General features: G+C 43.5%; 16 protein-coding genes. 12 read left to right on the top strand and 4 right to left on the bottom strand.

Annotation, left to right across the window (positions count from 1 at the left end):
* The first annotated feature begins 311 nt into the window (after positions 1 to 311).
* The 3 genes from A1QO_RS17625 to A1QO_RS17615 all read left to right on the top strand — a co-directional run bounded on the left by A1QO_RS17625 (position 312) and on the right by A1QO_RS17615 (position 2,488).
* On the top strand, positions 312 to 962 hold the full coding sequence (locus A1QO_RS17625; protein ID WP_017033301.1) for a Qnr family pentapeptide repeat protein: 651 nt from the start codon (positions 312 to 314) through the stop codon (positions 960 to 962).
* Between the two features lie 142 nt (positions 963 to 1,104).
* Positions 1,105 to 1,437 carry a PBPRA1643 family SWIM/SEC-C metal-binding motif protein gene (locus tag A1QO_RS17620; protein ID WP_017033302.1) on the top strand — a complete coding sequence of 111 codons (333 nt, stop codon included), beginning with the start codon at positions 1,105 to 1,107 and terminating at the stop codon, positions 1,435 to 1,437.
* Positions 1,438 to 1,564: 127 nt separating this feature from the next.
* The gene (locus tag A1QO_RS17615) at positions 1,565 to 2,488 is read left to right on the top strand and encodes a homocysteine S-methyltransferase family protein (RefSeq protein WP_017039890.1); all 924 of its coding nucleotides are present in this window, start codon (positions 1,565 to 1,567) and stop codon (positions 2,486 to 2,488) included.
* 11 nt (positions 2,489 to 2,499) lie between these two features.
* Here the strand turns inward: A1QO_RS17615 and A1QO_RS17610 are convergent, their stop codons facing one another.
* On the bottom strand, positions 2,500 to 5,094 hold the full coding sequence (locus A1QO_RS17610; RefSeq protein ID WP_017039889.1) for a DUF294 nucleotidyltransferase-like domain-containing protein: 2,595 nt from the start codon (positions 5,092 to 5,094) through the stop codon (positions 2,500 to 2,502).
* Between the two features lie 371 nt (positions 5,095 to 5,465).
* Here A1QO_RS17610 and A1QO_RS17605 point away from each other — a divergent pair, with 371 nt between their 5' ends.
* From A1QO_RS17605 to A1QO_RS17560, 9 genes are all read left to right on the top strand, one after another.
* Positions 5,466 to 6,926, top strand: coding sequence for a DUF3360 family protein (locus A1QO_RS17605; protein WP_017035273.1), 1,461 nt, complete (start codon positions 5,466 to 5,468; stop codon positions 6,924 to 6,926).
* A 220-nt stretch (positions 6,927 to 7,146) separates the two neighbouring features.
* Complete coding sequence (locus A1QO_RS17600; RefSeq protein ID WP_017039888.1) at positions 7,147 to 7,908, top strand: hypothetical protein; 762 nt, start codon at positions 7,147 to 7,149, stop codon at positions 7,906 to 7,908.
* A 257-nt stretch (positions 7,909 to 8,165) separates the two neighbouring features.
* The gene (locus A1QO_RS17595) at positions 8,166 to 8,846 is read left to right on the top strand and encodes a cupin domain-containing protein (RefSeq protein ID WP_017038883.1); all 681 of its coding nucleotides are present in this window, start codon (positions 8,166 to 8,168) and stop codon (positions 8,844 to 8,846) included.
* A 231-nt stretch (positions 8,847 to 9,077) separates the two neighbouring features.
* Complete coding sequence (locus A1QO_RS17590; protein WP_017040829.1) at positions 9,078 to 9,821, top strand: substrate-binding periplasmic protein; 744 nt, start codon at positions 9,078 to 9,080, stop codon at positions 9,819 to 9,821.
* A 171-nt stretch (positions 9,822 to 9,992) separates the two neighbouring features.
* The gene (locus tag A1QO_RS17585; RefSeq protein WP_017035269.1) at positions 9,993 to 11,900 is read left to right on the top strand and encodes a methyl-accepting chemotaxis protein; all 1,908 of its coding nucleotides are present in this window, start codon (positions 9,993 to 9,995) and stop codon (positions 11,898 to 11,900) included.
* A 497-nt stretch (positions 11,901 to 12,397) separates the two neighbouring features.
* Positions 12,398 to 13,333: a LysR family transcriptional regulator gene (locus A1QO_RS17580; protein WP_017040828.1), complete on the top strand. Its 936-nt coding sequence runs from the start codon at positions 12,398 to 12,400 to the stop codon at positions 13,331 to 13,333.
* Between the two features lie 171 nt (positions 13,334 to 13,504).
* Positions 13,505 to 14,443, top strand: a complete 939-nt coding sequence (locus A1QO_RS17575) for a hypothetical protein (protein ID WP_017041001.1) — start codon at positions 13,505 to 13,507, stop codon at positions 14,441 to 14,443.
* A gap of 84 nt (positions 14,444 to 14,527) precedes the next feature.
* Positions 14,528 to 15,313: a hypothetical protein gene (locus A1QO_RS17570; RefSeq protein ID WP_017041000.1), complete on the top strand. Its 786-nt coding sequence runs from the start codon at positions 14,528 to 14,530 to the stop codon at positions 15,311 to 15,313.
* Positions 15,314 to 15,818: 505 nt separating this feature from the next.
* Positions 15,819 to 16,130 carry a hypothetical protein gene (locus tag A1QO_RS17560; RefSeq protein ID WP_017039836.1) on the top strand — a complete coding sequence of 104 codons (312 nt, stop codon included), beginning with the start codon at positions 15,819 to 15,821 and terminating at the stop codon, positions 16,128 to 16,130.
* Positions 16,131 to 16,271: 141 nt separating this feature from the next.
* On the opposite strand, the gene A1QO_RS17555 is transcribed toward A1QO_RS17560, so the two are convergent.
* From A1QO_RS17555 to A1QO_RS17545, 3 genes are all read right to left on the bottom strand, one after another.
* Positions 16,272 to 16,799, bottom strand: a complete 528-nt coding sequence (locus A1QO_RS17555; protein ID WP_017039835.1) for a Dabb family protein — start codon at positions 16,797 to 16,799, stop codon at positions 16,272 to 16,274.
* Between the two features lie 322 nt (positions 16,800 to 17,121).
* Positions 17,122 to 18,408 (bottom strand): RHS repeat-associated core domain-containing protein, encoded by a 1,287-nt coding sequence (locus A1QO_RS17550; protein WP_241790486.1) that lies wholly within the window; start codon positions 18,406 to 18,408, stop codon positions 17,122 to 17,124.
* Between the two features lie 3 nt (positions 18,409 to 18,411).
* Complete coding sequence (locus A1QO_RS17545) at positions 18,412 to 22,221, bottom strand: RHS repeat domain-containing protein (RefSeq protein WP_017040998.1); 3,810 nt, start codon at positions 22,219 to 22,221, stop codon at positions 18,412 to 18,414.
* Positions 22,222 to 22,337 lie beyond the last annotated feature (116 nt).

Genomic DNA, 22,337 nt, shown 5'->3' with positions numbered 1-22,337 from the left:
CTTCAACTTCAACTTCAACTTCAACTTCAATTTCGACTACAACTTAGAAATGTAAACATCGCTTTTATACTCTCTGCCAATTCCTATCGACCTAATACCTCAACGCCTCCTGGTCGTGCGAAATTATTTTCTCCAATGTGGCAACCACTTGAATAAAGCCAAGGCCATCAGAGGCTCTGTTTTACCCCTTAAATTTGACATTCCGGGCATTCATAATGTGTTGATATTATTGAATTTATTTTCCTAAGCTTTTATGCGTAACGGTGTTAGGCTTAACACAGATTCCCCTTTATACAATGAAAGAAGACAACATGACCAACTCTGATCTGACCTATCAGCAACACGATTTTTCTCGCCAGGACTTGCAAGGACACGTTTATCGCAGGTGTACCTTTTTTAATTGCAACTTCGACCGCGCAGATCTCAGTGACGCGAAATTTACCGACTGTCGATTTATTGAACCTAAAGCGCTTGAGGGGTGTACTTTCCGCTACACCAACCTAAAAGATTCGAGCTTTACCAATTGCATGTTAACCATGTGCCAGTTTAACGGGGCTGATTGCTTCGGTATCGAACTGCGCAAATGTGATTTAAAAGGCGCCAATTTCCAACAGGCCAACTTTTCAAACAGAATCAGTAATGCGGTGTTTTTCTCATCGGCCTACATTACCGGATGCAACTTAACCTACAGCAACTTCGAGCGAGCATTACTTGAAAAATGCGAGCTATTTGAAAACCGTTGGAATGGCGCTAACTTGTCCGGCGCAAGTTTAAAAGGATCCGATTTATCTCGCGGAGAATTTAGTCCTGAACAATGGGGAACATTTGGCATGGAACAATGCGACCTCACTCATGTGGAACTCGAGGGGTTGGATATCCGTCGAGTTTCGATGTTTGGTGTTAAAGTCTGCGACTGGCAACAAGCGCAACTTCTAGAGCCTTTTGGCCTTATCGTTCTTTAGTTCTCTTCTGTCTGGGGTGCTTGGTAGACGTTAGCGGATCACCTTGCACCGTTTGGCTTTTACGATTTTGCCTTTCACAATCGGCATAACTGCGTATAATCCCCCGCTTCATCACGTCATACCCATTGTCAGCGAGATACTCATGTCAAAAATGTTTTTTAAAGGCCGCATCGAAACGCGCCAGAACCACGTTAAATCCGGCTATAACGTAGATCGCGATGTAAAATTAGGCACACCAGAAGCCCCGGTTTCCGTACTAGTCAATAGTGAAGCGAGAAAAGCAGAAATAGAAGCCTTAATCACAGAGCAAGGAATTGTTGCCGATATTGTGGTTGATGCTGCTCAAGAAGAAAATACATTAGAACTTGAAACCTTGCTCAACAAGCCAAAACCAACCACATTTGAAAAAACACCCAACCGCAACGATCCTTGTTCTTGTGGAAGCGGTAAAAAATACAAAAAGTGCTGCGGTTAATAACTCACGCACATCGCGATAAGTAGCCGCTCGTTGTATCTTGGCAGTAACGAGACTTAATCAGCAACGAAACTTAGTCAGCAACGAAACTTGGTCAGTCAGAAAAAAATACGTGTGGGAGAGATCTATGTTTACTCTTTTTGATGGTGGTATGGGACGCGAGCTAAAACGCATAGGCGCGCCTTTTTCTCAACCACTATGGAGTGCTCAAGCACTGATAGAATCTCCACAGCATGTTCAACAAGCGCACCAGAGCTTTATCGATGCGGGCTGCGATGCCATTACTGTCAATAGTTACGCTTGTGTCCCCTTTCACCTAGGGGGCGAACTGTACCACTCTCAGGGTCGTGAATTAGCAAGAAGCGCGGCTCAGTTGGCCAGAAACGTTGCCGATCAAAACACGGCAGACCGAAACACTGCGGACCGAAACAAAAATATCACCGTGGCAGGTGCGTTACCGCCTGCACTTGGCTCCTACCGCCCAGATCTTTTCAACGTTGAGCAAGCTAAGCCCATATTAGAAACGCTCATTGAAGCTCAAGCGCCTTTTGTTGATGTCTGGATAGTCGAAACGATCAGTTCACTGGCTGAATTCCTACTTGTAAGTGACTTACTCGCGCAATCGGATAAACCGGTTTATTACGCCTTTACCCTAAAAGATGACTTAGACGATTCTTCAAAATTGCGCTCAGGGGAAAGCGTTGAACAAGTCATGACGTCCGTCTGTCAATCTAATGCTCAAGCCGTATTGTTCAACTGCTCACGACCAGAAGTCATAAATGAAGCGATACAGGTCAGCAAGCGAGTACTTAATGAGCATGGAAAAGAAGCGCAATTGGGGGCTTACGCGAATGGCTTTACCCCTATTCAGGATGATCACCTGGCCAATGACGGTTTATCGGCCATTCGTGATGACCTTTCACCCGTGCAATATTTGGAGTTTGTAAAACAATGGCTTGATTCAGGTGCTTCTATCATTGGCGGCTGTTGCGGCATCCACCCAGAGCACATACAAACCCTTGATCACTTCAGACAGACAAGGTTGCGTTAAAGGTTATTGGCTCATAAATAATCACGCGTCACTTTATCGTGAAACAAAGAAATCCGGCTCAGTACATTCTTCAAATTATCTTTTTCAAGAGCCGTCAGATCATTGATCGCTAGCACATCGTTCACTTTGCGTAAGTCGGTGTATTCGACCAACTGATTCATGAACCGCAATTGCCAAATATGATCGAAAATATAAATCATTTCGCGGCAGGTTTCAGCGTCCAATTCCTTGTAAAACAGCATGCTTTTAAGTCGCGTCATGGTATTCACGGCCCGAATATCATGCTTAAGTGCGTAGATCCGACAAAAGATCTCCATCGGACGTAAACAATCTTTTAAATTCAGTGATTCCTTACCCTCGTAGGATTCTGTCTCGATTTCCTGAGCAGCATTTAGAGGGCGTTCATAAGACAAACAGTGTTTCGCATAAATAGGGAAGAACTCTGGATGCTTGTTGAGCACATGTTGAATATGAGATTGAATACCATCCACTAGCCCTTCACTGCCGTACGTTGAGCGGATATCAAAAAATACGTTCAGTTCAAGAATGGATTCTGGAGAGGCTTGCGTAATCCATCGACTAAAATTGTCGTTCCACTCTTTTTGACTCAAGCACCATTGATGATTCGAGGCCATGATGAATCCATCGCAATAGCTGTAACCTGCCTGGTTGAGCATGCCACAAACCTTTTCTGCTAGATGGAGAAAATAGCGCCGAATGGATTTCAAATCCGCATCGTCTGGGGTTTCAAAAACAATCGCGTTGTCTTGATCGGAAAACAGCGTCATATCATGTCGAGCATTACTGCCAAATGAAATGAAGGAAAACGGAACCGGTGGTGAACCAATATCGTCTATGGTTAGCTCAATAAAACGGCATATTGCTGCATCATAAGTGCTGCCAATGAGGCGACGAAGATAATCAGGCCGAGAGCCCACTTCTATCATCTCTCGAATAAGGTCGGGGAGTTGGTTAAGAGACTCAACCACTTGTCCATGACTGATCCCCTGCTCGATTTCCGACACTATATTACTGCTCACTTTTTGGTAATCGGTAATTTGGTTTACCGGACCAAAACTGGTGCCATAGATTTTACGGACAATCGGTCTAAATGAGATCACGTGACCCAATTTTTCAGACAGAAATATCTTAGACGTACTCAGCAAAATATCGATAGGCTTGCCACTTTTGGTCAATATCTGCGCTTCGTATTCCCCAGGCTCGGCCACGTCATTAAAAAGCTGCAGTAAGTGTTGCAATACGTCGGTATTTTGAGGGCTAGCAGAAAAGAGTTTTTTCCAGATAGAATGCGCTCTTAGCTCGGTATCGGTATAGCCAAGCAGTTGATGAAGACGAGTGTTTGAAAAGACGATATGCCCATCGGCTTCCAGAATGTAGCCTTCGTTTGACGATTCAACCAGCGCACGATAGCGATCTTTGGCTTCATACAACGCCAATTCCGCTCTCCTTTTTCTCACATCCATGGCTTTAGACTGAGAAATGACGTACCCCATGATACCGATAAGCCCCAAAGTAATGACCAAAAACACCCGATACAGCGTACTTTCCAGCTTTTGAATGTCCTGTTGAACGTCTTCCAGATAAACACCCGTACCTATCACCCACTGCCACTGCTCTACCCCTTCAACATAAGTCATCTTAGGCGCTGTGATATCTGGATCATCATGCCACTGCCACTGGTATTCGATGAACCCCTGCTGAGAAGCGTTCACCAATTTGGTCATCTCAACAAACACCGATGTGATACCCGCGCTTTCTTGCTCTGACAACGTCGATTTATCGTTGGCTGTGGCGCTGTCTGAATAGTGGGTTAAATCTTGCCCTTTTAGGTCACTGCGATATGGGTGCATGATCATTCTAGGATGCATGTCTGTGATGAAAAAATAGTCTTTGTTATCGGTGCCATAGCGCATGGTTTTGATGTCAGCCGCGGCCCGATTTTGCGCCTCCTCAAGCGTGAGTACCCCTTGTTGCTCAAGGGCAACATAACTATCGACAATACTCACCGCCGATGACGTAAGCTCTTGCAACATCTGGCGTTTTTGATTCATCAACGAATGTTCGACTAAAGGAAGAATCACGTAAAAAATAGACGTTACAAACAGAACAATCGCCGCAACGGTGGGGAGGACAATGCGAAAATTAAATTTGCTAAGCGGTTGGGAATGATCGTCTTTTGATGCGCGTAGCCCCTCAAAGTAGTCGGCGAACTCGGTGGTATCCAAAACCTCGTTCAACGCGCCTGAATGGGTCGCTTCATGGTATTTTGCGGTAAAGGTACCATTTTGAAAATCCGCTCTTGAAGGCAAATACCCTTCGTAGTCATCTCGGATATGGGTTTCAAACACATTTTTAATTTGGGCATGGGTGTATTTGTCACCAAACGCCAAGCACGCCTCTGCTAGTGCTTCTTTACAGTGGCGGAATCGGCGATGATCGTACGGGTCAAAATCGACATTTTTCGCCATTCGGTGCGAGTGTTCAACACCGTTGTGGTCAAAAAAACCATCGATCCACTGGTGTATATCTTCACCACGAATACCAAAAAGTTGCTCAGTACGAGCTGCATGATCCGATGTTTTCATTTATTCACCACCAACTGCTAGTCTAAAAATGCTTACATTCAAGAATAAAACTGTGCACTAGTTAACATGCCCGCCTAAAAGTTACACTTTAAACCAATCTTCGTTTCTTAAACTAATCCAAATCAATTTGTGGAATGAAACATCCACCTAGTATTGCCTTGACGAATAAATGGTATTCATTCGAGAAGGCTTTGGCCCTCTCATTTTCACCACAGAGTAAAGCCAACCACTGTTCGTCCTCTTAATTTACACCATTAAGGAGCAAGGTAGCGTCTGGGATGTCGCCTCGTACTAACCGAAGGTTGGTATACCTGCATAAGTGACGTGCGGTCGGAATTGGCAAGCCTCAATTCCCAATAAGGATATACATTATGTCTAAGAAAAATAAGACATTTTATAGAGATATGCGTCGTAAGGCGAAAGAATTTAAAAGCCGTGAAGATTTTCTAAATCACGACTTAAGTATCATGAGTTTCAAACGCTGGGGGATACATCTTCCTTCGCGTGATTACAGTATCGAGATAGAAGATTGGGTGCCAGCACTCGCGGCCACCATAGGTAAGGTCGTGATGGTCACGGCCATGGTCGCTGCTTTTGCGGCGCAATTTGGCCTATCACCTGAATTTGTTGCAGAAAACGTACGTTACGAGTTGCTCATTGCCGGTGGCCTATTCGTTATTCTTTTTTCGGCTGTATTGAACCCAAATGCCAACCTGGCTGGAACGCACGGGCCAATGATCCCGCTTATCCCCTTAATTGCCGCCGCAGGTGGGCACCCCTTGGCCCTGGGGTTGATGGTGTGTGTCTTCGGTCTTATTTTGGCGTACACCAAAGGGGGATCAAAACTCATGACCTTAACCGGCGTCGGCGTGCGAGGCGGGTTACTTATCTATTTAGGGGCCGTGGGATTAATCGGTCAAATCAATCGAACCGAAGTATGGGCCAGTAGCACCGACCAAGGGTATATCTCGTTTGCGGTCATTGGTGTGACAGTATTGGTGTATGCCTACCTAGCGAAAATCAACAAACGTTGGCTAGCCATTCCATTGTGCTCTGCACTGGCGGGGATCGTTGCTTACGCTTTGGGTGCTGATTTTGCGTTTACCACTGAACCGGGCCTGCCAAACTTTAGTCCGTTTTACTGGTGGGGTGAAGACACTGGCTGGAAAATGGGATGGCCGAATTTACAGCATTTTATTGCGGTTATTCCTTTCGCGCTATTAGCCGTTGCTATGTGGTCACCTGACTACCTTGGTCACCGAGTATTCCAAGAGCTCAACTACCCGAAAGAAGCAAAGGGTGTATTGATGGATGTTGATGACACCATGGTTGTTGCGTCTGTTCGACAAGGTGTGGGTGCGATTTTAGGTGGTGGTAACCTAGCATCGTCTTGGGGGACTTATATGATCCCAGCGGCCATTGCAAAACGCCCTATCCCTGGTGGCGCGGTGCTTACCGGTATTATGTGTGTGCTTGCTTCTGTTATCGGTTACCCGATGGATCTCGCCATGTGGGAACCGGTTCTGCGTGTTGCACTGATTGTGGGGGTTTTCCTTCCTCTATTAGAGGCGGGAATGCAAATGGTTCATAAGCATAAAGATTCGTTAAGTGCTGGGATATGTATCTTTGCCTGTGCTTTTGTGAATCCAGTGTTTGGTTGGGCAACCACCATGCTGCTCGATAACATGGGTCTTATTGGCGATCATGAACGTGCAAAAACGCTATCAAAGAAAGACAAGTACATCATTCCTGGAGTGGCCTTTGTAATTTGTGTTGGTTCACTCGCGGCCGTTGGGCAACTGCCGGGTATTCCAGCACTGATCGGTAACTAGTTTTTACGCCTCTTTTTTAAACGTTCTTTTTAAACAATCTCAGCGACAACGGAATGGCTATTCGGTTGTCGTTAGGGTTGCCTGTTTAGATAAAAGAGTAATGATAAAAACATCAAAAACTTACTGATCCTATTTTCAGGGCAAATTTTCAGGGCAAAGCGCTTTATTCAATACGTTAAACACGTGCTTATCGAGTGCTTTGCCCAATATGAATAACGAAATGCTAGAGGACGAATCTATCTTATTTCCGACACTTTCATTCATCGCGGCTTCTGTTTTAGTCATCATCGGTGCTCAGGTTGTCAGTCTCAGTGGCAGCCATGTAGCGATACTTGCTTTAATCATTCCCGCATTGTGGGTACTCCCTCAGCGAGGCATTGCTGGGCTTCTTCTACTCACCGCTTTAACCCTTTATGGGCTCACTTTACCTTACCAATCGATTGCGCTATCTGTCTCCTCTTGGGTGATATTTCCACTCATGATGGTGGCATTTTCGAGACGCTCAGGAACCATCTCGAAAGTCACGAGCTTACTCATACTCGTCTCGCTACAAACCGGCCTCATGATCACGCAAATGAGTAATGAGCTCGATGGCAACGCAGCCATGACCGTCATTCAAACATTCGCGGTTATGCTAGCGTGGTTTGCAACCAAACACAGTAAGATGTCGCAGCAATTTCCCTGGTGGAGCCTCGGTATCTTCGCGCCTTTATGGGTTGCACAACTGCCTTACGCTATAGCACTCACGTTTTGCTTTTCTATCGCAATAGCGGTTATTGGACACCTGTTTGCGATTAAGAAGTATCAGTGGGGTACACTTCTCGGCTGGGCTCTTCCCACCGTTGCATTTTCCGCCTTAATGCTCACCCCAACAGCAAACGTGCCCAATTCGGTTTTTGTCGTTTGGCTATGTTTATTAGGGACAGCGTGGAGTACCGATTACGTATTAAGAGTGATCGAGAGCAAGAAACAAAAGCAATGAACGGATAACTGGGCAGTAAAATAGCTAAAAAAGGGATAAATAGAGGCCAAACAAATAAAAGCCGGTAAGAAAGAAGCGGATAAGTTATTAGGGCGTGTTACTCATAAACTGACGACTTATTGTACTATCTTCTAATACTAGTAATGTCTTGTGGTGATGAGTCGACTTCCTATTACCCAACTGTCATTACTAGCGATCTATCATTACCATTGATCTATTATTAAAAGCCGTCGCTTTACCTAATGCATGAGGCATACATGACCACTTACCTGAACGCCGATTTCCAGCAACGAATCATCATTCGACCAGAAGACTACCAATGGGTCGACTCACCGATGCCCGGTGTCGAGCGAATGATGTTAGATAGAATTGGAGACGAAGTTGCAAGAGCCACTTCCATTGTACGTTATGCGCCTTTTAGTGAGTTTTCACCCCACCTACATTCTGGTGGCGAAGAATTTTTAGTATTAGACGGTATCTTTTCCGATGAGCATCAGGATTACGGGCAAGGTTGCTATGTACGAAATCCCATCGGTACTTCCCACCAACCGCGCATTGGCAAAGAGGGTGCGACGATTTTCGTCAAACTTCACCAATTTGACCAAGCAGACGCAGAGCAAAAAGTCATAGATACGCATGTTCAGCCGTGGCGACAAGGCCTTGTTGATGGGCTCACCGTGATGCCATTGCATGAGTTTGAAGGGGAGCATGTTGCCCTTGTAAAATGGGCACCGAATACACAATTCAACGGCCACAAGCATTGGGGAGGCGAAGAAATATTCGTCCTTGAAGGGACATTCTACGATGAACATGGCACTTACCCTAAAGGCACTTGGCTACGCAGCCCTCACCTAAGTCAGCACCAGCCTTTCACACAAGACGATGGCGCATTGATCTACGTAAAAACCGGCCATTTATTCAATGTAAGTACCCCATAAGTATCGATACTCTGACAGTTTCTATGGTGAGAACAGATGACAAACATCGAATTTACTGTTCGTTTTATGGTTAAAACTGTGCCATTGTTAATGATAAGTTTCATTTTAATTTTTGCTGTCCCATCATTATTTTCGAGTGATTATTTTCGAGTAATTATTTTCGAGTAATGGATGGCGAGTAATGTCTAGTGAATAAGTGTTTACGGATAAGCAGAAGACTGGATCGATAGGATGAAAACCATCAGAACCTATTTCGTGTTTTGTGTGTGTATGTGGATAACCCCTTTCACGGTTGCTGGGGAAGAAAAAGTAGTGCGTTTAGCCTCTGGCGATTGGTTCCCATACACCTCTAGCCAATATCAAGGCGGTCTTCTTGAAAAAGTCGTCCACCACGCATTTCACTCTCAAGGTTACGACGTTAAAATCGATTACATGCCCTGGGTGCGCAGTGCCAAACTGGTCGAGTACGCCAAGTATGATGGAACCTTCCCCTGGTATTCAAACAACGAGCGTCGAACTAAGTTTATCTACCCGACCATCCCCCTCATGCACGCCGATACCGTGATGTTCTACCACAAAGATGTTGATTTTCATTGGGACACGATTTCGGATCTGTCTCAGTACAACATTGGCGGTGTTGCTGGGTTTGCTGCCACAGAATTGCTCGTCAAGAATGGGGTAGAGACCATCAATTCCGTTGATCTTGATGAGAACATCCTAAAACTACTCAGACACAGAGTTGATGCTGTACCGATCGAGCGACAAGTGGGGTTAACGATGGTGTCGTCCGTAGCAAAGGCTGACCAAGTACTGATTCAAATCGACGAGAAACCGTTGATCAGTAATCCTATGTACATGATGTTTTCTAAAAATGAACGAGGACAAAAGCTGAGCCACATTTTTGATCTGGGATTAACCTTGATCAAAGGTAATGGCTGTTACGATCAACTTATGCTGGGGAATCCTTGCGAGTAAACATTCAAACTAACCGCCCTGCCACACTTTTTTCTTTCTCTCACAAGGGCGTGTTCCTCACAGAGGCTTGCCTAAAACCGTTATTTTCAAAAATAGTTCTCATAAAATCAACCTAACGAACCATTACGTTCTATTATTTACAAAAGAATCAATAAATAGGCAGATGCAATCATGAAACAACTTGGTTTTAAAAACTTACTCCTTATTTCAATCATTGCATTAGTTGCCGTGTCTGTTTCAACATCCAGTTACGTCTCTTATGTAAAGCAAGAAAAAACACTCATCGAGATTATTACTGCCGCTAATGAAGACTATGTTGCAAAGCAAGCCCAGTTAATTGAAAACCAGTTAGGTGAAAAAGTCTCTGGTTTGAATAAAATCGCTAAAAAATATCAATCAGAACAAATGACGGGAACGGCTGAGAGCTTTATCGAATTTACCAAAATAATGGCCGGAGCGATGAACCTGAACAGTTCAGTGGTTGGCTTTGAAAACGGCGATGGCTATTGGAATCAAACCGCAGACACCTGGCCTAATCACAAGTTGGATGGTGACATTACCGAGCGGTCTTGGTATCAACTCGCTCGAACGAGCAGCGGAACCGCCATCACCGATCCATACCTAGGGAGTGGTTCTGATGTTTACTGGGTAAGTATCGTTGAGAAAATCAAAGAAGGGATGATATCCGTCGATATGCAGCTTGGGTTTCTCAATGAAATGGTCAAAGGCGCGACAGAAATTCCAGGGGCCATTGCCATCATCATGAATCAGGACTCGACCATTTTGGCCTCATCTACCGACTTATTAAAAGCCAGTGACAAAGCCACCAACTACCCATGGTTCAAAGGCGTCGTCAATAATGCTGTGACCAATGTCAGTCGTGTCCAACATTACCAACATAATGGCAGCGACAAGCTTCTCTTTTCACACAAAATTAATATCGCCGATAAGAGCTGGTATTTTGCGATAGGTGTCGACAAAGAGGTCGCTTTCGCCAGCTTAGCCGCCGCAAAATACTCGGCAATCATCAGCACGTTGATCGCCACGATCGTTAGTATCATCATTGCAGTCTTGGTCTTGCAGGTGCTGTATCGCCCTATTTTAGCACTAAGACAAACCATTGATGGATTGTCTCAAGGTAATGGCGATTTAACCCAACGTCTCGACGTCAAAACCAAAGACGATCTCGGTGAAATTGCGAATGGGGTCAATAAATTTATCGAAAATCTGCAAAACATGATGCTTGAGATAAAAGGCGCAACGGGTGACTTAAATGAGAACATCGATAAACTCAAAGATCAGTCACAACGCAACTCTGTGATTCTTCAAAATCACGTTTCTGAAACAGAACAGGTTGTTACTGCCATTGAGGAAATGAATTCAACCGCCGAGTCCATGGCGACAGATGCCGCCAACACGGCACAGCTTACCCATAATGCCAACGAAGCAGGAAACAACTCAAAACAAACCGCCATGAACGCGCAATCTAATGTCTCTGAATTGGTGTCCGATGTTGAAAATTCCGCCGAACAAGTACAAAAGATGAGTAACGAAACCGACAGCATCACGACAATATTGGGGGTCATTGGCGCCATTGCCGAGCAAACCAATTTACTGGCCTTGAATGCAGCCATAGAAGCGGCGCGTGCAGGGGAACAAGGGCGAGGCTTCGCCGTTGTTGCCGATGAAGTGCGCAACTTAGCCAGTCGAACTAAAACAAGCACCGAAGAAATTGAAACCGCATTAGGCAGTTTATTGAAAGGTAGCCAGAGTGTGGTTGAATCGATGGATGTGACTAAAAACCGATGCGAGCACACGGCAGAAGGGGCTGGCGAAGTGGTACACAGCCTGGAGACCATGAGCCAATTTGTTAACGATATTAATGATCTCAGCACTCAGATCGCCACCGCAGCCGAAGAACAAAGCAGCGTCACCCGTGAACTCAGCCGAAATATGTCTGCAATCAACGACATTGTTGTTGAACTAGACAGCAACGGTAAACAAGCGTTAAATGAAGCAAGTGACATTGATAACGTCAACCGACAATTGATTGAAATCGTTGGACGCTTCAAATTGTAGTGCTTATTTTGGGAACAAGAACTGCCACTTGCATCAAGAACCACTGCCATCGAGAACCCTTGGCATCACGAATCACTGGCATCACGAATCATCACTTACATGTCACAAGCTCCGTGACAAAACAGTTTGTTCGTAAAGACTTTTGCGCAAAAACTGTTTACCAAAAACTTTCTATCAAGAAATAGCGCTGCAAAGGCTCGGTATCAAACCGGTTTGGCAGCGTTCATTCTTTCCTCTTTAGCTTCTTAAAACAGAAAGAGAGCCTATCGCAGAGAGGGCGGATCATTGGCCCATCACGTTATTCACTTTCAACGTCGATTCTCTTTCGGGTTTAACTTTATGAAATTATTAGATTATTCAATCATGTATCTTCCATCTACATTGGTTTTTAGCTATATTAATCAGATAATTGATAATAAAGATAATAAACAACACAGTGATGCCGCACTATTATATTCAGTCGCGACGTCTCTTAAATTCGACACAACGAGGCAAGGATGGCTAAAGACTTCTTCACTCATTTAGATTTAAATCTGTTACGCATATTTCTAGTTATTTACCAAGAGCAGAACCTTCAAAAAGCATCAGCTCGCCTCCATGTGTCGGCTCCTGCATTAAGTAAGTCTCTCAATAAGTTACGGCACCACTTTGATGACCCATTATTCTTAAAAGTCCCTAAAGGATTAAGCCCTACACCTTTTTCTGACAAACTTGCGCAAAAAATTACGCCTACGCTCGATGCGCTGAATAACAACATTAAGTCATTACAAGAGTTTTCACCGAGTGACTTAAGTGGCAAGCTCACCATTGCTATCTCACCTTTTCTATTACATGCCATAGGAAAAGACCTATTTACTGAAATCCACCTCCAAGCGCCTCACATTGAGCTTCATTTAGTCAACTGGACCAAAACATCTCTTGATGATATTTCTGTAGGCACCGTCAAACTCGGCATCAACTACGATCTCTCGCTTTCACGCAAAGACATTGCTCGTCACTTCATCACCAAAGACCACTTTCGAATTTATGTTAGGAAAGAACATCCAGTGGGAGGCGATTACATTACGTATTTAGAAGCCCAGCAGTACCCCATAGCAACCCTCATTGCTGCTGATTGGAACCTAACCGAATCGTTCGCAGAGAAAGTGATTAGAGAGGTTGATAAAACCCTTGAACCGAATATTGTTCTTCGTTCTGAACTTCCGTCCGCGATTTTAGAGACCATCGCAGAGACGAATATACTGTTTCCTTCTACAGGTTACATTCATATCGATCGATACCCTAGCCTGAAAGCCTTAATGCCTGCCGATAACGAAGAGCACTTTGTAAGAGACATACTTGTGTATTCTTCCATCAAGGATAAAAACGATTCCACCCAACAATGGTTACTTAGCATCACGACTCAGATTCTAGAAAATTTGCAGAAGAGCTAAACGTGCATTGCACTCCCATTAAGCACATCGCTCTTAACCAACGGTTAATAGCGATGTTCCCTTTTACGAATGACTCAAAAATCTAACTCTCTCTATTCTCTACTCATCGGAAACACAAATTCACCAGTCTATCGATGAACGATAAACACAAACTTGTAGAGAAACTTATTGATGAAAAAAACCATTTTAGCTACGTCTATTCTTTCTATGATTTCGTTTGGTACATTTGCACAACAAGTGGATGTTGCCAAAGCGAATCAACAGACTCGCATTGTTATCGATACTCAAATGGCAGAAATTGACGCTTCGGTTATCGCTAAACTTGAAGCTCACAATAGTTCGATTGCTGCTGTTGATGGTCACTTATACGAGAAAGACAGCCAAGGTGGTTGGGCAATGGTAGGGGCAACTTCTGCCGCCTTATTTGCTGGATTGGTGAGTGGATCTTCAAGTAACACGTCGGGATCAAACAACTCAGACTTACCAGGTAACTTGCCTATTATTGATGCAACTAATCCGGTAGTAAATGCGCCAGACGCTGACAATGGTCGTCAAATCGACCAAATTGCTGACAACATGTGGCAGGTATCGACTCACGGTGAAATCGATGGCTACTTGAGCATTGAAAACGGGACTGTTTACGTTCGTGATAGCGACTACACACTTGTTACTGAATGGACACCAACCTTAGGTCACCCTATTCACAATAATCCATCCAATCCGATTGAAGCAACGCCAGACGCTGACAATGGCCGTCAGGTAGCTAAAGTAGGTGACAACGTTTGGATGATGACAACGCACGAAGAAGTTGATGGCTACATCGTTGACGAGCGCCAGCACAATGACGGCGTGAAGATCTACGACGAAAATGGAACGCTAATCAATCACATCACTGGTGACATCAGCGCAGACGGCGGTCACATCGAATCAACTAAAGGCGGTGAAATCCACATCACAGTCGACAGAGAATCAGGTCGAATTGATGGCGTTTACTTGAATGACGTGGCTCAACAAACCGTCGACAACATCAAGAGCCACATTGGTTTAAACCCTAATTTTAAGAAGAACCTTCAACAACTGAAAAACCGCGTGATGAACGCTCGCGGCTAACCGAAAAATGAACGGTGAGCCCTGCTTGATGCGGGGCTTACATTTTATCCATGAATAGGGACATCACTTACTGAGATTTCTGCTTTGCTTATTAGAGCTTTTCAAAACACCCTCTTTTTCATTATTCCGTTTTCAGCTTTAGTTGTAAGTCACATCGCCTATAGCGCCGATCCGAATACCACATTCCATACTGAATCAAATTCTAATGAAGAGTTTGACTATGTCGAATTTGTCAATCAGACATTTGACGTCACAATGAGCCAAAGTGATTTTTTGGGTGACTACTCAAACCAATACGTATTGACACTTAACGCGTCACACAACCTTAATGACGATTGGCGTTTATTTGGTTCCGTCGACTCAGACAAATTTGGTGATATAGGGTTAGGGTACTCCTTCTTCTTATTTGACACCGTATACAATGAAGTGTCAGCTTCCGTTGGTGGAAACACCGATAAAACGGGCGTATATACTATGGGCATATTTTCGGCATTCAAATACCAAGACGTCGTCTTCTTTTCCAATTTTGACGCTCAGTACATTGATCGACAAAATCTCTCAATTTCACACCTAGATACACAAATTAGGCAAGAACGTATTTATTTGAACAAACTGGTTGGCGCAAGCTACGATGTGAACGATTGGCTAAATTTATCGACCTCTTACGGCCACGATAAACAGCACTACAATAAATTGTCATTCAAAAAGATCAACAATAACTATCGTGAGACACCAAAACACGCAGACCGCTACATCAACCTGGGATTTACGCTCAATCTGTGGGGCGTCAAACCGTATTTATCGCACCACTTTGATTTAAACAATTCGGATTGGAATTACTGGGATTTCAGCCTTTCTTTTGATTTTTAGTCGCACTACAAATACCCAAATTCTCAAGCATCAAATACCGATTAACATCACCTGTGCGATAAATATATTGCTTAAACAGAGTGTCTGATCGTCTTCTATTTGGGTAAATGATAGGTTTGATAATACAGAGTGAGAGGTTGTTGCAATGGAGCTGTAACATACTCTGTTTTATACCTGCGACACTCACGCAAGTGTATATGTTCTGTGTTTTTGCCCGCATACCGTACCCCTTGCGGGCTTTTTTTGTTTTCTACTTTTCCTTTATATTCAAAGCACTTGAAGTTTTTTTATTCGCATTAAATCACTCTCCAGCATCAATGCCACTCTATAACAACCGCCTAGTAAACACGCCGTTTCATTTCCATCTATACCAAGCTTTGCCAATATTGCACTGCCTTCTGAGCACAATGAATAGCAAAACGGTTTGCCCTTGCTCATTAAGGTGAACGTTCGTTGAGGCGGACGGCTATCAAGCAATTTACTAAACGTTTTGTTGGAGAAAACAATGCCAATCCCAAGAGATACCAAAGCACAATTTATCGCAAAATCCCGTCGTCTATGGGGAGACCGCTTTGGTTATAATGAAGTCCACTACGTGAACAGCCGTACGCCTGTGTTACTGTGGTGTAAAGAGCACAATGAGTCTTTTTCACAAACCCCAAAATCGCATTTTTCCGCTAAACATGCTTGCTGTCCATTGTGCTACAAAGAACTTGCTGGTACGTTTCAGAATGCATGGCGCCAAAAGCGTCAAGAAACGCCTTCAGGTCAAAACATGCGATTCCACTCGCTCATGAATCAAGTATTTACACAATAATCACAGCCAATTATTTGGTGTCTTCTGTCTGCTTCAAAATTAACACGCACAACACAGTGGGCCGTTAACACACAACGCCCACTCTATTGAGTAAAGCAGAGCGGGCATTTCTTAAGCGAACCCGTTAATGACAATAATCCGTTACAGGGTGTAATCAAAAACCAACACCCCGACCTTGTCTTTGCCTCCTGGATTTTTTTCGACCTTCAAGTAAGGTCCTACGAATTCTTTAAATTTTTGATGGTTTTTATCAAAAAACGCAGGAGAATTGATTGCTGGTGTTCCAACGTAATAATTGAGATCCCCTTGAGACAAAAAGCTCACGACAAAAGCAAGATCATAGCCCTTGCCTTGTCCTTCTCGACTCATGTTGTGACTGCCCGCTTCAATATTGTGTATGTATTGCTCACCGTCACGAGTGGACTCCCTCAACGCTAGAAACCTGGTAATTATTTCTTTTCTTTCAGCAACGGTGACCTCATCTTTCAGGTCAAAGAGGACCATATGGCGAATGAACCCTGGCTTAAAGCTGGGCCTTGTGAATTGTAAATAATTTTTCGCAGGAATAGGCTTTACCGTACTCGAATATTCATTCTCATTTCCGCTTAAATGTGCCATTGCAGATAAGGATAAAGTTGCGCTTAACGCTACCACCATTGCAGTTTTCATTGAATTTACCCTTTATGATTAGATCAATATTTAATTTCATGAGAATAACGAGGCAATGACAAGTAAACAGTGTGTTTTAAACTAAAATAATCCCGCTAAGTATCTCAATGTAGACTTGATACTAAGTCTGATCCTTTAATGTCTACTAAAATAGTTACTTAAAAATACAACAACTCATTTAAATAGACATCCTCCGGTTAATAACGAGCATTAAAATTTAGCTACAAATTAAAACCCAATAAAATATAATCAAACACTTTGTTTACTTATAAAATGGCTCTCCTTTCGAGAGAGGTGCTTTATTCGATAATTAAAATTATTCTTAGAAGTGGAGCTGACTACTATTCATCGCATTATATTTACTCACATTTCCCCACACACCTTGGGATATACCATATTTTTCCCAAACGGGTACCTTATTAAAATGTTTCAGATGATTCTGTGTATTTAACGTATAAAGGGAGGTAGTACCCGTTAAAAATGACACGGTATTCCACAGCCTATTTTCCTCACTTCCTGGTTCAGTAAAAAACAACGCGACAGCGCCAGTGACATGAGAAAGATCAGTAAATCTGCCTGAAAAATAGCCTCCTGGGTCTAGTTTAATATTTTTGATAGGGTTCAGGTATCGGCTGCCTAACGCACCACTTATAGAACTTCCATAATGAAAAAACCGCATGAACCCATCACTTATTCTAGAGTCTTGCCCTAGATGATTCCTAGTATTAAAAACAATCCCTGATGAAGCGCTAGATATACCACTTGCAATACCTCCACCTGTAAATATAGCTTGCCTTAGGGTGATATGTTTATCGTAGAACTTTTGTCCCCGTTCCCAATGTGAAAGCGTTTTTACAACCCGACCTTTAAAAACATCTTTCCCTAACTTCACTGCGCCTTTAACACCATACCCCACCCCCAAAATAGCGAGTGAATAACCTAAGGCTTGACCAATTCTTTGCAATACTTTCGATGCGTTCGGTTGCATAGACAAGGCTGTAGCTGTGTTAATAGGGACAGAAAACAGCTCAGTGGCGGCTGATTTAACGATGGTAAGGCCCAACTGAGCACCGGCTTTCGGTGCGGCGGCGGCGATTCCAATCCCTCCAGTAATAAAACCCACCGCTGCGCCAGTCACCACCTGTTTCCAATCGAACTTATGATCAGGGTTGATCGCCATCTGTATCCCTTCTGACGCAGCAGAAACACCTGCGCCGACCACTGCCCCTACAATCGCCCCTATTAGGATACTAAGTAAGGCAAAGTGGCCACTTGGATCGCGCTGATTGACAGGATCACCTAAGCAATAAGCATAACCATTAGTTCCCCCTTTACCAAAAGGACTCATGGAGTCATAACTATGAAACCGCATCAACCTTGGGTTGTAAAGTCGGCACCCTTTACCCAGATGATAATGGCCCGTAACTGGGTCCTGGCGTTCGCCATTAAACCCCAACGGGTTTTGTTTTATTGCCGTATGTTCTGAGGCATCTGACGTAGACAAAGCTAAAACGGGCATTGCGATACCGGACACACCCAGTGTCGACGCCGCTCCCGCCTGTTTCAGTAAGCGTCTTCGATTGGCGTTGAAATTAGTATTAGATATCATCACTTAGCCCTCTCCGTAAGGGGTGTATTTCCGTGAGATTTGCTCTCTCGATTCACCATCAGTACTGGTGTAAGTCTCAAGAGTACTGTCTTGGCTATTACCTAAACTAAACTGATGGACCTCTTCTTGAGGGGACGTTACGCTTCGAGATGACAAGCCTGGCCCTATATTCTGAAAATGGCTGTTCGCTGACCCACTTTTTTCGTTCACTAATTGACCGCTAAGATAAAATAGGTATATCAGATTATCTTCTACGCTTTGGGAAACCACACGTCCACCCGCATCATATTGATACTCTGAGACAACATTTCCTCCTTCTTTCACCGAAGTCATCTGACTCAGTGCGTTATAATTAAAGCGGCGCCCTTGCTCATCATTCAGTAAATTCCCTGCGGCATCGTATGAAAACATCACACGAGCAGGATAGTCTGGATGGGTATTGGTCAGTTTAACTAAGCGTTGTGGGTTTGATGAGGGGAAAGTAAAGGAGGCGACATTAACACGGCCATCGTCGAACGCGCTCGTCGCCTGTGTAATATTGCCATAAACATCATGCACAAAAGACTGTTCGATTATCGTGTTACCGTACTCATCCTGCGGTGCATTAGACCCATTAACGGTGTAGCTGACTAAACGTGCTAAATCATCATAGAAAAACGTTTCTCGTGTCGAATCATCGCCCTGATTAAACGTACGCGAATCGAGCAACATGCGCTTATTAAATTCTTGCTCTATGGAAAAAACCAGCCTGTCATTCAACCTCGCTTGGCGATGAATCTCTCCCCCAAAAGAATTGAACTTAAGTTCAATCTCAGCCTTGTCTTCTCCTCTCTGTGTAACGTATTTGTATGGTCGACTAAATTCATCATAATCAAAATTTGTCACCGTGCTGATACCTGAAACAATCTCTTCAGACGACCGAAGACGGCCTAAGTTATCAAAATCAAAGATGCTCGTATTACCAAAAAAGTCGCTTTTTTCTAGCAGTTTTCCCTGTAGGGAATACCGAAAGCTCGCTTGGCGTTCCACCCCATCTATATAAACCGTTTCAGTCAATACTCGACTTTGAGAATCCCTCGTGACCGTTCGTTCCCCAGTGTAGTTTTGACTCGATATAGGAAGAGCGGTTTGCGTATCATAAGTGTACGCGCTCCCTAACTGACTTTGCCCTGATACAGAAATCGTCGTAGGCACTTGCAGAAATTCGTTATTACTGAAGTTCACTTGATCACCTTTAGCCGTATTCATTGAAACGGGCATTGGTGCACTACCCGAATAGGAATAATTGACCGTGCCACTGTTTAGCCCAGTTTGCTGCTTTAAGCGCATTAATCCATCATATTCAACCTCACCCATAGTTAAGTCATTAACTAGGATTTGGCATGGCAAATCAGCCGCAGTGAAATCTGGGTAGACGTAACGTTCAGAAACCGTTTGTCCATCAATCGTGCGAGTTGTTTTGATAAGCCTATCTATTTCGTCATAGCGATGCTGAATGACTCGGCCTTCTGTGTCGGTAACGCTTAATAGATTGCCGTAACCATCGTAACTGTTTTGCGTACTTGCCAGCAGGGTTCCTGCTGAGTCATAAGTCTGTTTTTTCAGCTCTCGACCAGAAAGATCGAACGTTGTGATGTCTTTCATAAGAGATGGCCCCCCATGACTCGCTTTGTGCTGATAATGAGTCGTTAAGGTTACCGGGTTCTGCTCGATCAGTTCTATTCGCCCATCAGGGTGGGTTATTTGGCAAACTTCGCCATTAACATCGTACTGATAAGAGGTTGTCAGTGACAGTGCCGTACCATCAAGCCAATCCGTTTCAGTCTTTGATACCATCATGCCGAAATTATCATACGCACACGATAGAACCATTTTCGGTTCTTCTCCGGGTTCGCTCTGAATAACCTCAAGTAACTTGCCTGCGTTATCAAATCTTTTTTCTATCGTATTCCCTTTCGTGTCCACTTGCTTGGCACTATTAATTCCATCGCCCACTTTATAACTAAAAGTTTGGTGCGCTTCAAAGTCTGTCCCTGGCGAGACAACAGCACCGGTTTTCCTACCCAAAGCATCATAGCTAAAGCGGCTAATCACGCCCTCTGAATCTATGATTTCAATAGGATTACCATAAAAATAGTCAACCTTGCCCGATTCACTAACAGTAAAACCATCATGACTGATTATAGAAGTCGTTGTTTCTAACCCACTGTCTAAAAACTCGTAGTTAAAATGAGTTTTTGTCTCGTAGCCATTAAACGTGTCTACCTGAGTACTCACTCTTCCGTAAATCAACGGATATTCTGGATCTTTATAATAATCAAACGTCGATACCCCGAAGTCGTCTCGTTGGGCTAAAGGGACAATGAACGTCTCTCTGTCGTCATCCAAACGATTTAATGCTTTATAAGTCATATGAGATGTACGTGGCGTTTCTCCGCTACTTGGAATGAACGTTTCGCTTTTAAGAAACGCAACCAACCCAAATGGATGTACTGGGCAAGCCCCTTTTTTACCGTGTGCTGGATAGTAGGTTCTTACAACCTGTGAACCATCAGCATTTTGCTCAAAAGTAGGGTTAGCGAAATCGTCGTAGTCATAATGTTTGGTAAAACTACGTGATGTTCCTCCATAATAGTGCGTCGTCGTCTGAGATTTTGCCAGGCTATAAATCGGTGGCTGAGCCTCGATGCCGACGTGTAAATCTGCAAAGTATTCAAAAGACTCTTTCTTGTATAATTTACCGTGAGCATAGTATTTCGCCAGATCTTGCAAATGGTACTTGTTATAACGTCTTTGTATTTTTTTTTGTCTATTGACGATTTCAATGGTCCAATAGCGATAGTCAAAATTCGCTAAAAATAGAGGGTCGCCACTTTCCCACAATAATCCGCTCCCGTTACCTAAGTAGTTAAGGTTTGAATAACGGTATTCTGTCTGTTGGACAACCTCTTGTTGAGCAGAAAGGTGATGAGTACCTTTGCGTATAACATGAGACTGAACAAACGGGATATAATCTAATGACGCTCCATCAGGTAACCCATGACCTTGATCTTTGTAGATAATCTCTTCTACCAGACCCGTTGCATGCTGTACTCGTTCAATAAGATCGTACCCTGAGTGTTGCTCGTAGCGATAATTGAATACGATGGGATCATCGTGCCCTTGAAACAATATGGCACTCATACGGATTCGATTACCCTTTTGTTGTTTATGGAGCGTAATGGTTTTTTTAATACTGCCGTTTAATCTATGTTTAATAATGACTTCATAGCCTTTCCCATAGTCGATAAGCAATTCTCTACCATCGTCATCATAGACTCGGTAAAGTCTGTGATGACCATTTAGATAGAAATAGTCATAGTAAATAGTCAACCCACTGGGAGAAATACTTCTTGTAAGTGTTCCTTCTTTTCCATCAAGATATTCTAGGTGGCCATCTTTACGTGCCACCATAATCTCTTTGGTATCAGTGAGGTACAAAACTCTGATATCTTTTAAACGCCTGTATGGTAGCGTAAACTCATGGCTATCAAACTGGTACTCGACTTCAAAGCTTTGCCCCGTTGACAGAGACAACACTTTATTCCGAACATCAAAAAAACTAACCGGGACACGCCAGCCTCTTCCAAACCCTACATCTTCGTTACTCGCGGCGCTGTAACTTAATTGCAGAGAAGCATGGTCACCAGAGCCTCGGTGAGAAACAAAGTGACCAATATTTATATTAATTGAGTACATTCCCGTTCTAACATCCACACCAGTGGAAATACTTTCTTCGAAATTACTTGCATTACTTGATATTTTTCCAGACATAAGTAAGCTCTCATATATTTATAGAAAAATAGAGAAAATAAAAACCGTTATTCTAAACATCAATAAATATAATTAAAGGTGAGTTTAACTCATAAGAAATTTAATATTTATAAATT

Origin of the sequence: Vibrio genomosp. F10 str. ZF-129 (genome assembly GCF_000287055.2) — a bacterium.
In the GTDB taxonomy this organism is placed as follows: Bacteria; Pseudomonadota; Gammaproteobacteria; order Enterobacterales; family Vibrionaceae; genus Vibrio.
This window is presented reverse-complemented; position numbering and strand designations above follow the sequence as displayed.